This is a genomic window from Caulobacter radicis (assembly GCF_003094615.1).
GTDB lineage: Bacteria > Pseudomonadota > Alphaproteobacteria > Caulobacterales > Caulobacteraceae > Caulobacter > Caulobacter radicis.
In genome coordinates, this window is record NZ_QDKO01000041.1 from 1 (window position 1) to 14,178 (window position 14,178).

The window sequence follows — 14,178 nt, forward strand, 5'->3', positions numbered from 1 at the left end:
GAAGCGTCGGCTGCCGGCGATCAACACCTTCAACGAAGCGGCTCATGCGCACCTCCCGACTGCTCGTCAGGAGTCTAGCTGATCCGCCGAGTTTTCACACAGCCTCGGTCGTAAGCGGGAAGCGGCGGCCGCTCCGAAAGGGGATATCCGGCGTGCCCAAGAGCTTGGCGCGGACTGACCAATTCGCGTGGCGCCAGCTTGGGCCGACGGTGAAACCTCTCACCCTCCCGCGCCTCTGGCGCGGGCCCCGCCCTCTCTCTCGGAGAGAGGGATTTTCAGTCGCGCGGCTTCTTCGGGTCGGCCTTGGGGGAGGGGGCCAGGCGCAGCACCTCGGCCTGGTAGCGCTCGTCGTCGCCGGCGGCGGCGAAGGGCAGGGCGTCCGTCACCGCGTCCAGCAGCGGGTCCAGCCACTGGTGCTCGACCTTGTGGAAGTCGCCCAGCACGTAGTGCATGACCATGGCCTTGTCGCCGGGATGGCCCACCCCAATCCGACCTCGGCGGAAGGCGTCGCCGATCTGGCTGGTCACCGAGCGGATGCCGTTGTTGCCCGCCGCCCCGCCGCCGGCCTTCATCCGGAAGCGGCCGGGCGCCATGTCGATCTCGTCGTGGAAGACAATGACGTCGGCCGGCGACAGCTTGAAGAACTTCATGGCCTCGCCCACGGCGCGGCCAGCCTCGTTGTAGTAGGTCTTGGGCTTGAGCAGCAGCAGCTTGACCACGCCGTCCGGCGTCGTGACCTGCCCCTCACAGGCCAGGCCCTGGAAGCGCGCGCGCCAGGGCGCCGTGCCCCACTTCCGCGCGATGGCGTCCACGGCCATGAAGCCGACGTTGTGGCGGTTCTTCTCGTACTTGGGCTCGGGGTTGCCGAGGCCGGCAAGGATCAGCATGGCGCGGTCCTGAAATGGTGGAGCGAAACCCTCGTCCTTCGACAAGCTCAGGATGAGGATTTCGAGCGGGCCTTCCAGTAGTCCTCACCCTGAGCCTGTCGAAGGGCGAGGGCGGAGCCCCCAAACGAAAACGGGCGGACCCGAAGGCCCGCCCGCTTCCTAGATCAGTTCGGTCGGAAGACCGAGCCTGGATCAGCCTTCGGTCGTGGTGTCGCCGGCGTCCGACTGGGCCGAGGCCGAGGCCTTCAGGGTCGCGATCACGAAGTCGCGGTCCACGGCCGGCTTCACGCCTTCCGGCAGCTTCACTTCCGAGATGCGGATGGTGTCGCCGATGTCGTGCGAGGCCAGGTCGATGACCAGCTCTTCGGGGATCTGGTCGGCCGGGCAGGCCAGCTCGACGGTGTGACGGATCACTTCCAGCGAGCCGCCCTTCTTCAGGCCGACCGAGGTTTCGTGGTTCTTGAAGTGCACCGGCACTTCGATCTTGATCAGCTGGTGCTCGCCGACGCGGAACAGGTCGAAGTGGATCGGCTCGTCGGTGACCGGGTGGAACTGCACCGACTTGGCGATGACCGACTGCTTCTCTTCGCCGTGCTGCAGCGTGACCAGGTGGCCGAGCAGCTTGCCGGTGTAGAGGGCCTTGCGGAATTCGTTGGACTTCACCGCGACGTTCACGGGGTCCTTGTCGCCGCCGTACAGGACGCCCGGGACGAGGCCGGCGCGGCGGGTTTCACGGGCGCCGCCGGTGCCGGCGCGCTCGCGGATTTCGACGTTCAGGATGATATCGGCCATGTCAGTTCTCTCTGGAGGGCCCATGCCCTCGGAATGCGAAATCGCCGCACAAGGCCGGATTGCCCCGCTCGGTCGACGTTTTCAGGAGGGCGCCCAATACACGAAGAGGGCCGCCGGTGCAATCCGGCGGCCCTCTCGCTGTCAGCCGGGGAGGCTGGATCAGGCTTTCTTCTTCTTCACGGCCGCCGGCTTGGCGGTCGTCTTCTTCTTGGCGGTCGGCTTTTCCGGCGGCGGGGGCGGCAGGGGCTCGACCGGCATCGGCGCGCCCGAGGCCTTGATGACGCAGGCGCCGGTGTCGATCATGATGTGCTGGCCCAGGCAGAAGATGTCCTCGTAGTGCGGCTTGGAGACGGCCAGGCACTGGTAGAGGTTCAGCTTGGCCATGTTCAGGCACGAGGCGCTGCTGGGCTCGGCCATGATGGCGTCGATGGTGGCCATGTTCTCGTCGCCGGCCGCGCCGAGGGCGGCCAGGGCGGCCACGGCCATGCTGCGGATCACCAGCGGGCGGTAGGGCGGCGGGGCCGAGCGCGGGCCGGCCGGCGCGGCGCTGAGGGCCGCGTCGATGCTGGCCGCGGCCGGCGCCGGAGCCGTCGGGGCGTTGACCGTCACCAGGGTCGCCTGCTGCAACTGGACGACGTCGGCGGTGTCGGCCAGGGCCGGGACGGTCGAGGCGCTCTTGGCGTAGGCTAGGCGGGCGTCGCGGTCGGTGACGAAGCCCTTGGACCAGGCCACGCGCTGCACGTCATAGGCCGACTGCTTCACCTTCTTGCCGGCCTGGTAGACCTTGAGGCCGTCGGCGCCGAGGGTGTCGATGATGCGGGCCGCGGCGGTGTCGGAGCCCTTGAAGCCGACGGCGTAGGCCGGGTCGGCGATCAGCTGGTGGATCACCTGCTGGCGCTGGGCCGGGTCGGCGGCGAAGGCGCGCACCGAGGCCACGAAGGTCGGGTCCTGCAGGGCCAGGACCGCGCCGTACGACATGGCGCCGCTGAGGAAGTGCTTCTGCTCGTAGCCGACGCCGACCTTCAGCGAGGCCTGGATCTGCTCGCCGTTCTGGAAGTTGGCGTCGATCGCGCCGGCGCGCTGCATGTAGCCGCGGAAGGCGCTGGCGCGCTCGACCACTTTGCTCGACAGGGTGATGGGCGGCGGGGCCGGCGGAGCCTGGACGATGGGCGGCGGCGGCGCGGCGGGCGGGGTGGAGCAGCTGGCCAGGATCGAGGCCGCGGCGAGCGCTACGGCCGTGATGGCGGCGTGCGGACGCAGGTTGAAAAGCATGCTGGCGACATCCCCGTATGACTGGAGCCGGCTTAACATCGCCGACGGGCGACATTGTGACAGTCAGTCCGTTAACCAGACTTTGACAAGCGGGACTATGTCGCGATTTCCGCGAGAGCGCGGATTCCGTTGGATATTTCGCCGACGGAAAATGTGGCGCCGATGTGGCGGCGCGGTTCCGGGGGTTAACGGCGAGGCGGGGTGCGGATCTCCCCCAACCGTAAAATCCCCGCGAAAGCGGGGACCCAGGCTTTTTCTGAAACGCGTGGCGCTCGACGATAAAACACCTGGGTCCCCGCTTTCGCGGGGATTGGTCGGAACAAGAAGTCCCTTAGTCGAACAGCTTCGACACCGACTCTTCGTTGGCGATGCGGCGGATGGCCTCGCCGATCAGCGGGGCGCACGAGACGTAGCGGATCTTCGGGCAGGCCTTGGTGGTGTCGGAGGCCTCGATGGAGTCGGTGACCACCAGCTCGGTCAGCACCGAATTGGCCACGCGCTCGGCGGCCGCGCCCGACAGCACGCCGTGGGTGACGTAGGCGCTGACCGAGACGGCGCCGTGGTTGATCAGGGCCTGGGCGGCGTTGCACAGGGTGCCGGCCGAGTCGGCGATGTCGTCGAACAGGATGCAGCGGCGGCCTTGCACGTCGCCGATGATGTTCATCACTTCCGACTGGCCCGGGCCCGAGCGGCGCTTGTCGACGATGGCCAGGTCGGCGTCGTCCAGGCGCTTGGCCAGGGCGCGGGCGCGCACCACGCCGCCGACGTCCGGCGAGACGACCATCAGGTCGTCGCCCAGCGGGTAGTTCTTGATGATGTCGTCGGCCAGCAGGCGCGAGGGCAGCAGGTTGTCGGTCGGGATGTCGAAGAAGCCCTGGATCTGGCCGGCGTGCAGATCCATCGTCAGCACGCGGTCGGCGCCCGAGCGGGTGATCAGGTTGGCCACCAGCTTGGCCGAGATCGGGGTGCGGCCGCCGGTCTTGCGGTCCTGGCGGGCGTAGCCGAAGTAGGGCAGCACCGCGGTGATCCGCTTGCCCGAGGCGCGCTTGAGCGCGTCGATGCAGATCAGCAGTTCCATCAGGTTGTCGTTGGCCGGATAGCTCGTCGACTGGATGACGAACACGTCCTCGCCGCGGACGTTCTCATCGATGGTGACGAACACCTCGAGGTCGGCGAACCGGCGCACCTGGGCGCGGGTCAGCGGCATGTCGAGGTACTCCGCGATGGCCTGGGCCAGCGGACGGTTGGAGTTGCCGGACAGCAGCTTCATTTTGGATTCTCGGTGGGGGTCGCCGTTGCCGGGCCTTCTAGCAGCGATCCGCCCGGGGGCAACCCGCTTATGGCCCCAGGTTGCGCTTCGTGAACGTTTCGTGTCGTTGAGGCCGCAGGGCGGCTTTAAGATCCTCCCCCTGTGGGGGAGGTGGCCCGAAGGGCCGGAGGGGGGCGTTTTCAGCTTTCGAGGTGATGGCCGACTTTCAAGTCGCTTCCCCCTCCGTCGGCTGCGCCGACACCTCCCCCTTCAGGGGGAGGATCTCTTCCTACCCCTCCAGCATGATCGCCGACAGCAGCCGGCCGTAGTCCTTCTGGCCGCTCAGCACCGCGCGGCGGTTGGAGAAGAAGTGGTCGTCCTCGGCGCAGGTGTCACGGCCGACCCATTCGCGCTGCTCGACGCCGGCGGTGGCGATGCGGTCGAGCACGAAGGCGGGCAGGTCGAAATAGCGCTTCTCGTCGGTCTTGCCGGGCTTGAAGAACCGCTTGGAGCCGGGGCAGTCGGCCTCGAACTTGGCGAAGAACTCCAGGCCCACCTCGTACGAGTCCGGGCCGATGCAGGGGCCGACGGCGGCGACCATCCGTTCGGGGCGGCCGCCCAGCTCGACCATGGAATCGACGGCGGCCTGCACCACCCCGTCCAGCGCCCCGCGCCAGCCGGCGTGGGCGGCGGCCACGACACGGGCCTCCGGATCGACGATCAGCACCGGCGCGCAGTCGGCGTGCAGCGCGCCGCAGACCACGCCGGGCGTCTTGCTGACCACGGCGTCGCCCTGCGGCCGGGCGTCGCCCCACGAGCCGTCGGCGACGATGGCGATCGTCGAGTGGATCTGGAAGCAGGTGTTGAGGTCCTCGCGCGCCGCGCCGAACCAGCGGGCGGCGCGGGCGCGGTTCTCGATCACGTCGGCCGGCTCGTCCTGGCTGCCGCGACCGACGTTGAGGCTGTCGTACAGCCCCTGCGAGACGCCGCCGTTGCGGGTGAAGAAGGCGTGGCGCAGGCCCGGCACGGACGCCAGCAGCGAAGACTGGACGGTGGGGAGCGATGCTTTGGTCATGCCTCGTCCTCGAAGAGCGGGGGATTGAGCCCCGGCGCGCTCAGGCACGCGACCTTGAAGAGATCGCCCATCTGCGCCGCTCCGGTCAGGCGATCAAGCTGTCTTGCGACGACCTCGGCGCGATCGGGACGCGCGGCGGCCAGGGCCTGGGCCCGGGCCTCGATCCCGAGGGCGCGCAGGAAGTCGCCCTGGGTGATCACCGGCGGCGCGCTCGCCCCCGCCCGCCGGGCCGCCTCGAGCACCGACGGAAAGTCCGCCCAGACCGTCAGGTCGGCCTGGCCGGGATTGTCCAGCGGGCCTTCCTTCCGGTGGGCGCGGATCGCCTGCAGCGTGTCGCCGGGCTCGCTCGTGGCGCGGCCGTAGTCGATCAGCAGCGCCGCCCCCCCGTCGCGGGCCAGCCGATGACCGAGCTCGGATCCCAGCGCCGCCTGGGCCGGCGAGGACTCGAGGATGGCGCCGACAGCAAGATCCTCCCCCTGTGGGGGAGGTGTCGACGAAGTCGACGGAGGGGGGAGTGACCGCAGAACGTCCGCCGCGGCGGCGGCTGAAAACGCCCCCCCTCCGGCCCTGCGGGCCGCCTCCCCCAGGGGGGGAGGGCCTAGCTTGCGCAGCCCGAACGCCAGCTCGCCGTCCTCGCCCAGGCCCACCACCCGCTCGGCCCAGCCGTCTTGCGTCTTCACGAACTGGCGGGCGGGCAGGCAGTCCAAGAGCTCGTTGGCGACCAGCAGCAGCGGCGCGCCGGCGGGAACCTCTTCCAGCCGCCCAGCCCACTGCACGCTCGCGCCGGCCAGGGTCTTTTCCTGCGCCGCGCGCAGCACCGGCGAGACCTCGACCAGCCACAGGTCGGCGGCCTCCAGGAAGGCGGGCAGCAGGCGGGCGGCGCGCAGGATGTCGCTCATCAGCGTGCCGTCGCCGGGGCCCATCTCGACCAGGCGGAACGGCGCGGGGCGGCCCAGGCGGTCCCAGGTCTCCATCAGCCACAGGCCGACCAGCTCGCCGAACATCTGGCTGACGCCCGGCGCGGTGACGAAGTCGCCGTCCGAACCGAGCGCCGGACGGTTGGCGTAGTAGCCGTCGCGCGGGTCGTGCAGGCAGCGGGTGAAGTATTCCGGGACGCTGATCGGGCCGTCCTGGGCGATCTGGGCCTTCAGGCGGCCCAGCAGGGCGGGTTCTCTCAGGCTCAAGGCTGGACCGGCTCCGAGGCGGGGGCGACCGGTTGCTTCAGCGCCTTCCACACCAGCCAGCCGCCGACCAGCAGCATCGGGGTCGACAGCATCATCCCCATGGTCAGGCCCAGCGGGAAGTTGGGCATGAAGGCGTCGGGCTGGCGCACGTTCTCAAGCGCGGCGCGGAACAGGCCGTAGCAGAGCATGAACAGGCCCGCGAGCCCGCCCCGGCGCTGCAGGAAGCCGAAGCGGTGGGTGGCCAGACGCAGGATCAGGAACAGCAGCACCCCCTCCAGCGCCGCTTCGTAGAGCTGGCTGGGATGGCGGGGCAGTTCGCCGGCGACGCAGGCGCCGCCTTCCAGCTGGCGGATGCGGTCGTTGCAGAACACCACGCCCCAGGGGACGTCGGTGGTGCGGCCCCACAGCTCGCCGTTGACGAAATTGGCCAGGCGGCCGAACAGCAGGCCCAGCGGCGCGACCGGGGCCACCAGGTCGCCGAGCTTCAGCAGGTCGATGCGGTGCTTGCGGGCGAACAGGATGATGGCCAGGCACACGCCCAGGAAGCCGCCGTGGAAGCTCATGCCGCCGTGCCAGACCTGCAGGATCTCCAGCGGCCGGGTCCAGATCGTCGACGGGCTGTAGAACAGGATGTAGCCGAGGCGTCCGCCCAGGATGATGCCGAGCGTGATCCACAGCACCAGGTCGTCGATCTGCTCGGGCGTGGCGGTCGGCGCGCGGCCGCCCCACAGGCGCGGGGTCTTCACCAGGCGCACCGCGTAGCGCCAGCCCAGCAGGATGCCGGCCACATAGGCCAGGGCGTACCAGCGGATGGCGAAGGGGCCGAGCTGGACGAGGACGGGGTCGAATTCCGGAAAGATCACGCCGTTCGGCTCCGTTCGGGACAGATGGTCGCAGGGATAGCTGGTTACCCGTTCGCTTTCATCCCCCGCGCACCATATAAAGAACTGTGGGCGATTTGCGCCCGGCCGGAACGAAGATGCACAGCCAGAACCCCTTCCTCGACGAATTCGCCAAGTTCACCCAGGCCGCCATGGGCATCGCCCAGACCGCCGGCGACGAAGCCAAGACGGCGTTCCGCGCCCAGGCCGACCGCTGGGCCGCCGAGCTGGACCTGGTGCGTCGCGACGATCTCGAGGTCCTGAAGGCCCAGGTGGCCGCCCTGCAGGCCGAGGTCGCGGCCCTGAAGGCCGAAAAGGCAGCCCCTGAAAAGGCCGCCGCCAAGCCCGCCGCGAAGAAGGCGACTCCGAAGGGCGACAAACCCGCGCAAAAGGGCGAATAAATCGTTTACCGCTCGCTCCAAGCGTGAACGCTGTTGTGGCCAAACGCGCGAAGCAGCTTAGACTCTCCTTTCGTGGGCGACACCCGGCGGGTCCCACGCCCGTCATCGCCCCCGGGGGCCAAAGGTTCTGATGGACACCCAACCCGACGACGACGTCCTGCTGGCGCTGGATCCCCTCGAGGTGGTCGAGCACGTGCTGGCCGCCGAAAACCTGACCTTCGACCGGACGGAGGACGGCGATCTCGCCTTCGCCCTGACCGGCGACTGGAAGGATTACGAGCTCTGGTTCGCCTGGCGTCCGGAGGCCGACTGCCTGCAGCTGTGCCTCTCGCTCGATCTGCGGGCGTCCAAGACCAAGCGTCCGGTCGCCTACGAGCTGCTGTCGATGATCAACCAGCGCGTCTGGCTGGGCCACTTCGAGGTCTGGACCGACGACGGCGAGGTGGTGTTCCGCCACGCCCTGGCCCTGCCGTCGGGCGAGCGCCCGACCATGGCCCAGGCCGCCTCGATGATCGACGCGGCGGTGGAAGCCGCCGACCGCTTCTACCCGGCCTTCGACTTCCTGCTGCACGGCGCCAAGACCCCGGACGAGGCCATGGCCGCCTGCATGTTCGAGACGGTCGGCCAGGCTTAAGGCCAGTTCCTCCCCCGTGAAACGGGGGAGGGGGACCACCCCCGGGTCGCGCGAAGCGCGCGCCCGAGGACAGGCTCCGCGGTGGAGGGGGCGAGTTCAAGCTCGGCGCTTCGTCACTCGCCCCCTCCGTCACGGCGCTGATAGCGCCGCGCCACCTCCCCCGCTTCGCGAGGGAGGAGCAGGCGTCTCAAGCTCTCCCGACAATCGCCAAACGGTCGCCGCCTCACCAAACAGGTGACGCCGTCCCCCTGCCGCGCTAAGCGCCCTGCGACACCAGACACGCGGGAGCTTCGCCCATGACCCCCATCCTTCTGCTCGGCGCGGGCCGCATGGGCGGGGCCCTGATCGAGGGCTGGCGCAAGACCGGGGCGTTCGCCCTCTCCGACCTGATCGTCCGCGACCCGGCGGCGACGGCCGAGGCCTTCCCCGGCGCGGTGGTCAATCCATCGCTCGAGGCGCTGTCGGCCGCCAAGGTGGTGCTGCTGGCGGTCAAGCCGCAGATCTGGCGCGAGGCGGTCAAGGACGTGGTCCCGCACCTGGCCAGCGACGCCATCATCGTCTCGATCGCCGCCGGGGTGCGCGCGGCCGACATTTCCGAGGCCTTCGGCGGCCGGCGCGTGGCGCGGGTGATGCCGACGACCGCCGTGGCCATCGGCCAGGGCGCGGCCAGCCTCTATGCCGACACCGCCGAGGCGCTGGAGGCGGCCAAGGCCCTGCTGGCCCCGGTCGCCGCCACGGTCGAGCTGGCCGACGAGCAGCTGATGCACGCGGCCACCGCCGTCTCCGGCTCGGCCCCGGCCTATCTCTACGCCTTCATCGAGGCGCTTGAGGCCGCCGGCGCCGCCCAGGGCCTCTCGCCCGAGGACTCGGCGCGCCTCGCCCGCGCCACCATCGCCGGCGCCTCGGCCCTGCTGGCGGCCGGCGGCGAGGAGCCCGCGGAGCTTCGCAAGCAGGTCACCTCGCCGGGCGGCACCACGGCCGCGGCCCTGTCGGTGCTGATGGGCGAGGGCGGCTTCGGCGACCTCCTGCCGCGCGCCCTGGCGGCGGCGGTGAAGCGCTCGGAAGAACTGGGGGGGTAAGAAAGATCCTCCCCCTGAAGGGGGAGGTGGCCCGAAGGGCCGGTGGGGGAAGTGTCTGATGAGGGCAGTGCAGCCTCAAAGACAGCAGCCCCTTCCCCCTCAGTCGGCTTTGCCGACAGCTCCCCCTTCAGGGGGAGCATCTTTCTTTACGGCGCCGTCACGTCGACCAGCGCCTGGGGCTGGGTCCCCCGCGCCTTCGCCACGAACTCCACGGCCCGCACGATGTGGTCAGCGAACTCGCCGCCGAGCAGGCGGGTGTGGGTGGCGCCGGCCACGTGGTCGACATAGCCGTGCTGCGAGGCCTTGGCCGGGGCGGCCTGCATGTCCTTCCACTGGGCGCGATCGCCGACGCGGGCGCCGGCGGTGACCACGGCCACCGGCCATTCGGGCTTGAACTGCGGCTGGGCGGCGGCCTGGTCTGAGGCCTGCGCCCACAGGGTGACTTCCTGCGCCGAGGTGCGGTTGTGGCGGCCGTTGGCGAAGCCCCAGCGCTTTTCGGCCTTGGCGTCCGGCGGCAGGCCGATCTTGTCGCCCAGGCGCGTATAGACCAGCGGCTTGTAGAGCCCGGTCGAGGCGCCCAGCGCCGCCGCGCGCGAGATGAAGACGAACGACTTGATGAAGCCCTGGGCGCGGCGGATCTTGGCCGCTTCGGGCGTGGCGGCGTCGACCAGGACGAGGCCGGCGACCTGGCTCGGATTGCGGCCGGCGTATTCGCGCAGGCGCAGGCCCGCCATCGAGTGGCCGACCAGGATGTAGGGGCCTTTTTCGCCCGAGGCCGCGACCAGCTTCTCGAAGTCCGACACGATGGCCAGGCCGTCGCGCGGGGCCGGACCCTTGGGCGAATAGCCCATGCCGGCGCGGTCGTAGGCGCAGGTGCGCCAGCCGGCGGCGGCCAGGGCGTCCTGGGTCGCGCCCCAGTCGGCGGCGAAGCCGAAGGCCCCGGCCTCCAGCCAGACGGTCGGTCGGTCGGCGTGGGTGGTCTCGCCTTCGCAGACCATGCGCAGAGAGCGGCCGCCGCCGATGTCGACGAAGGTCCCGCGCGGGGCCTTGTGTCCGACAGCGGCCATCACGCCGCCCGTCGCGACGAAGGAGACGAAGAGCAGGGTGAAGGCGGCAAGGGCGCGTCCGGCGTGCTTGAGCATGGGTCTCAATGTAGGGGCGCAGGGCCGTTCGTCGAGAGCGTCCGCGACGTCCGGGCGCGGTTTCTTTTCGGCGGATCAGTCCCTAGACTCCCAAGCCATGCGTCGCGCCCTGTCCGCCCTGCTGCTGGTCGCCGCCCTGGCCTCGTCGGCCGGGGCCCAGACCCATGCGCGCCGCGCCCTGTCGGTTCCCGCGCCGGAGGCGACGACCGCCCCCAGCGCCCAGGCGGTGATCCCGCCGCCGATCCCGCTGCAGTCGCCCCGGCCCGGCGCCGATCCGGCCGCCTGCAAGGCCGTGTGCGCCAAGACCTACTACTTCTGCCGCGCCAACACCGACGACGACAGCTGCCCGTCCGAATGGGCCCGCTGCGACGCCCGCTGCAAGGCGACGTTCGTTAGGCCATAAGATCCTCCCCCTCTGGGGGAGGTGATCGCGAAGCGATCGGGAGGGGGGGGCCGTTCTCAGCTTTCGGGGCGTCGGCCGTCTCATCAGCCACACCCCCCTCCGTCGCCTTTGGCGACACCTCCCCCAGAGGGGGAGGATCTTGATGCATCTCCTCTTGCTCCGCGCCCGGAACGAGGCTCAAATCCTGACGGGGCGTCACTGACGCCGCCCAACAAAAGAGCCGCGCCTCGATGTCGAACATCGCCTATTTCCCCGCCATGCCGCCGCGCGAGGACAATCGCCCGGGCAAGCGCGAGCGCACCAAGACCGCCAACCGCCAGGCCATTCTCGACGCGGCCCGGCAGGTGTTCGGCGAGCTGGGCTATGACGGGGCCACGGTGCGCGACATCATCCGCCTGACCGGCCTCGCCTCGGGCACCTTCTACAACTACTACAAGTCCAAGGAGGAGGTGTTCGACGCCCTCGCCGACGACGGGGCGCGGCGCTTTCGGCCGTTGCTGCGCGTGGAGTTCGAGAAGGCGACCGACTTCGCCTCGTTCCTGCGCGGGGCCATGCGGGCCTATTTCGACTTCCTGGCCGCCGAGCACGAGACCTGGCGCGTCAACCGCCCGGCCGGCGAGACCCATCCGCAGGTGCGCGCCACCCCCGAGGTCACCGCCGTCTTCGCCGAGGTGCGCGAGGCCTTCGAGCGGGTGCTGGAGCGCGACCACGCTCCCCCCGTGGACCTCGACTACCTGACCGCCGCCTGCATCGCCGTGGCCCGCGAGGTCGGCGACAAGATGCTTGAGCGCCGGCCGATGGACACCCAGGGCGCCACCGCCTTCGCCGTCGGCCTGATCCTCGGCGGCCTGCCGGCGCTGCCCAGGCCGTGAGAACGAAACCTCCTCCTTCGACAGGCTCAGGATGAGGTTTCTACTGCCGCCGACCTGCCTGTAGCCCTCACCCTGAGCCTGTCGAAGGGCGAGGGCGGCCCCACGGAAACCAACCAGAAAGAGCCCCCGAATGGCCGACGTCCAGAAGCTGGTCCTCAAGACGATCCTGTCGCTGCCGACCCCGATCCTGCGGGCGCTGAGCGGCGGGGGCGTCGTCTATCGCGGCGGACGCACCCTGGACCCGCGCTTCCAGTTCTTCGCCAACGCGGCCAAGGGCCTGCCGTCGATGACCACCCTGTCGCCGCAGGAGGCGCGGGCGGGCAGCGCCAAGGGCCTGCTGGCCGTCTCCGGCCCGCCCGAGGTCGGGGTGCGCAACGAGACCCTGACGATAGACGGCCCTGGCGGCCAGATCCCGATCCGCGCTTATCGCCCGGCCGAGCAGGACAGTTCCGCGCCGCTGATCGTCTTCGCCCACTTCGGCGGCGGGGTGATCGGGGATCTGGAGACCTGCCACGCCTTCTGCGGGATCCTGGCGCGCGTCGCCCGGACGGCCGTGCTGTCGGTCGATTATCGCCTGGCGCCGGACCATCGCTTCCCGGCGGGGCTCGACGACGTGCTGGCCGCCTGGCGCTGGGGCCGCGACAACGCCGCCCGCTTCGGCGCGGCGCCGGGGCAGGCCGCGATCGGCGGCGACAGCATGGGCGGCAACTTCGCCGCCGTGCTGGCCCAGGAGGCCAAACGCGCGGGCGAGGCCCAGCCGGCCTTCCAGCTGCTGATCTACCCTGCCGTCGACGTGGCCAGCGAAACGCCGTCGATGGGCGTCTATGCCGACAGCTATCCGCTGAGCCGCCCGATCATGGAGTGGTTCATGGGCCACTACATGGGTCCCGAGGCCGATCCGGCCGACCCGCGCCTGTCGCCCGACAAGACGCAGGACCTGACGGGCCTGGCCCCGGCCATCGTGATCACCGCCGGCTTCGACCCGCTGGTCGACCAGGGCGAGGCCTACGCCAAGCGGCTGATCGCGGCCGGCGTGCCGACCACCTATCGCTGCTACGACAGCCTGGCGCATGGCTTCACGGCGTTCACGGGCGCGGTGCCGGCGGCCGACGCCGCCTGCCGCGAGATCGCCGCGCTGGTGCGGGCGGAGATCGAAAAGTGAAGCCCTTCCCCCTGGATGGGGGAAGGGTTGGGATGGGGGTGGAGCGGCCTGTCCGCTGCTCCGTCCGTTTGGCGTGGGGCGGGGCTGAGCCGCTGTGGTCACCCCCATCCCCGGCCCTTCCCCCATCAAGGGGGAAGGGGGCATGAAAGCATTGGTCGTCGAGCGCCTTGCCCCCGACTTCGCCGGCTGCGCGGTGAGGGACGTTCCGACCCCGACGCCCGGGCCCGGCGAGGTTCTGGTCCGCATCAGGGCGGCCAGCGTCAACTTCCCCGACCTGCTGATGACCCGCGGCGAGTACCAGCTGAAGCCGGACCTGCCGTTCACGCCGGGCCTCGACTTCGCCGGCGAGGCGGCGGCCCTGGGCGAGGGCGTCACGGGTCTGGAGATCGGCGCGGCGGTGGTCGGCGGCGCGCGCACCGGGGCCTTCGCGCAATATATCGCCGTGCCCGCTCGGGCGCTGAAGCCCAAGCCCGCGCGGCTGTCGTTCGCCGAGGCGGCCTCCTATGGCGCGGCCTATCTCACCGCGCGGGTGGCGCTGGCGCGGCGGGCGAACCTTCAGCCCGGCGAGTGGGTGCTGGTGCACGGCGCGGCCGGCGGGGTTGGCCTGGCGGCGGTGGATCTGGCCAAGGCCATGGGCGCGAAGGTGATCGCCGCCTCGGCGTCCGACGACAAGCTGGCGGAGGTCTCGCGGCTCTATGCGCCTGACGCTGTCGTCAACGTCACCGGCGGCTTCCGCGACCGGGTGAAGGAGATCACCGGCGGGCGCGGCGTCGACGTGGTCTATGACCCCGTGGGCGGCGAGGTGTTCGACGAGAGCCTGCGGTGCCTGGCCTTCGACGGGCGGCTGCTGGTTGTCGGCTTCGCCTCGGGGCGGATCCCGACCGTTTCTGCCAATATCCCGCTGATCAAGGGGATCTCGGTGATGGGCGTGCGGGCCGGCGAGTACGGCCGCCAGTTCCCCGACAGGGGCGCCGAAGACCAGGTCGCCGTCTGGACCATGGCCGAGGCCGGAACGGTCCGCCCGCACGTCCACGCCGAGCTTCCGCTGGAGCGCTGGCGCGAGGCGTTCGAGCTCTTGGCGCAACGGCGGGTGATCGGCAAGGCGGTGGTCATTTTTTGAAACCTCTCAGCCCCTTAAGACCCTC

Annotated in this window: 15 protein-coding genes and 2 pseudogenes; 9 read left to right on the top strand and 8 right to left on the bottom strand. The window is 70.4% G+C overall.

Going from position 1 to position 14,178, the window contains the following annotated elements:
- Window positions 1–275 precede the first annotated feature (275 nt).
- Window positions 276–887, bottom strand: a complete 612-nt coding sequence (gene pth / locus DDF62_RS21540; protein ID WP_116491009.1) for an aminoacyl-tRNA hydrolase — start codon at window positions 885–887, stop codon at window positions 276–278.
- A gap of 9 nt (window positions 888–896) precedes the next feature.
- On the opposite strand from pth, the pseudogene DDF62_RS26775 reads away from it, so the two are divergent.
- Window positions 897–1,002, top strand: a pseudogene (locus DDF62_RS26775) (hypothetical protein); the annotation flags it as partial.
- Window positions 1,003–1,079: 77 nt separating this feature from the next.
- On the opposite strand, the gene DDF62_RS21545 reads toward DDF62_RS26775, so the two are convergent.
- From DDF62_RS21545 to lgt, 6 genes are all read right to left on the bottom strand, one after another.
- On the bottom strand, window positions 1,080–1,679 hold the full coding sequence (locus DDF62_RS21545; protein ID WP_116491010.1) for a 50S ribosomal protein L25/general stress protein Ctc: 600 nt from the start codon (window positions 1,677–1,679) through the stop codon (window positions 1,080–1,082).
- Window positions 1,680–1,838: 159 nt separating this feature from the next.
- A complete protein-coding gene (locus DDF62_RS21550) occupies window positions 1,839–2,951 on the bottom strand; it encodes a hypothetical protein (RefSeq protein WP_116491011.1) in 1,113 nt (370 codons plus the stop codon).
- Window positions 2,952–3,282: 331 nt separating this feature from the next.
- Window positions 3,283–4,221, bottom strand: a complete 939-nt coding sequence (locus DDF62_RS21555) for a ribose-phosphate pyrophosphokinase (RefSeq protein ID WP_101713954.1) — start codon at window positions 4,219–4,221, stop codon at window positions 3,283–3,285.
- A 268-nt stretch (window positions 4,222–4,489) separates the two neighbouring features.
- A complete protein-coding gene (gene pgeF / locus DDF62_RS21560) occupies window positions 4,490–5,275 on the bottom strand; it encodes a peptidoglycan editing factor PgeF (protein ID WP_116491012.1) in 786 nt (261 codons plus the stop codon).
- Window positions 5,272–6,459: a class I SAM-dependent methyltransferase gene (locus DDF62_RS21565; RefSeq protein ID WP_244286909.1), complete on the bottom strand. Its 1,188-nt coding sequence runs from the start codon at window positions 6,457–6,459 to the stop codon at window positions 5,272–5,274. Before DDF62_RS21565 ends, pgeF begins: the two co-directional genes overlap by 4 nt.
- A complete protein-coding gene (lgt, locus tag DDF62_RS21570) occupies window positions 6,456–7,322 on the bottom strand; it encodes a prolipoprotein diacylglyceryl transferase (RefSeq protein WP_116491013.1) in 867 nt (288 codons plus the stop codon). The genes DDF62_RS21565 and lgt overlap by 4 nt, the downstream gene beginning before the upstream one ends.
- 116 nt (window positions 7,323–7,438) lie before the next feature.
- Between lgt and DDF62_RS21575 the strand changes: the two genes are divergently transcribed.
- From DDF62_RS21575 to proC, 4 genes and pseudogenes are all read left to right on the top strand, one after another.
- On the top strand, window positions 7,439–7,741 hold the full coding sequence (locus DDF62_RS21575) for an accessory factor UbiK family protein (RefSeq protein ID WP_116491014.1): 303 nt from the start codon (window positions 7,439–7,441) through the stop codon (window positions 7,739–7,741).
- A 130-nt stretch (window positions 7,742–7,871) separates the two neighbouring features.
- On the top strand, window positions 7,872–8,375 hold the full coding sequence (locus DDF62_RS21580) for a type III secretion system chaperone family protein (RefSeq protein ID WP_101718564.1): 504 nt from the start codon (window positions 7,872–7,874) through the stop codon (window positions 8,373–8,375).
- A 3-nt stretch (window positions 8,376–8,378) separates the two neighbouring features.
- Window positions 8,379–8,552, top strand: a pseudogene (locus DDF62_RS26780) (TPM domain-containing protein); the annotation flags it as partial.
- A gap of 119 nt (window positions 8,553–8,671) precedes the next feature.
- Window positions 8,672–9,454: a pyrroline-5-carboxylate reductase gene (proC, locus tag DDF62_RS21590; RefSeq protein WP_116491015.1), complete on the top strand. Its 783-nt coding sequence runs from the start codon at window positions 8,672–8,674 to the stop codon at window positions 9,452–9,454.
- 146 nt (window positions 9,455–9,600) lie between these two features.
- Here the strand turns inward: proC and DDF62_RS21595 are convergent, their stop codons facing one another.
- Window positions 9,601–10,596, bottom strand: a complete 996-nt coding sequence (locus tag DDF62_RS21595) for an alpha/beta hydrolase (protein WP_116491016.1) — start codon at window positions 10,594–10,596, stop codon at window positions 9,601–9,603.
- A gap of 97 nt (window positions 10,597–10,693) precedes the next feature.
- On the opposite strand from DDF62_RS21595, the gene DDF62_RS21600 reads away from it, so the two are divergent.
- The 4 genes from DDF62_RS21600 to DDF62_RS21615 all read left to right on the top strand — a co-directional run bounded on the left by DDF62_RS21600 (window position 10,694) and on the right by DDF62_RS21615 (window position 14,153).
- Window positions 10,694–10,999: a hypothetical protein gene (locus DDF62_RS21600; RefSeq protein WP_116491017.1), complete on the top strand. Its 306-nt coding sequence runs from the start codon at window positions 10,694–10,696 to the stop codon at window positions 10,997–10,999.
- A gap of 230 nt (window positions 11,000–11,229) precedes the next feature.
- A complete protein-coding gene (locus DDF62_RS21605; protein WP_101713963.1) occupies window positions 11,230–11,871 on the top strand; it encodes a TetR/AcrR family transcriptional regulator in 642 nt (213 codons plus the stop codon).
- A 130-nt stretch (window positions 11,872–12,001) separates the two neighbouring features.
- Window positions 12,002–13,033, top strand: coding sequence for an alpha/beta hydrolase (locus DDF62_RS21610; protein WP_116491018.1), 1,032 nt, complete (start codon window positions 12,002–12,004; stop codon window positions 13,031–13,033).
- A gap of 142 nt (window positions 13,034–13,175) precedes the next feature.
- Window positions 13,176–14,153: an NADPH:quinone oxidoreductase family protein gene (locus tag DDF62_RS21615; RefSeq protein ID WP_116491019.1), complete on the top strand. Its 978-nt coding sequence runs from the start codon at window positions 13,176–13,178 to the stop codon at window positions 14,151–14,153.
- Window positions 14,154–14,178: the final 25 nt, after the last annotated feature.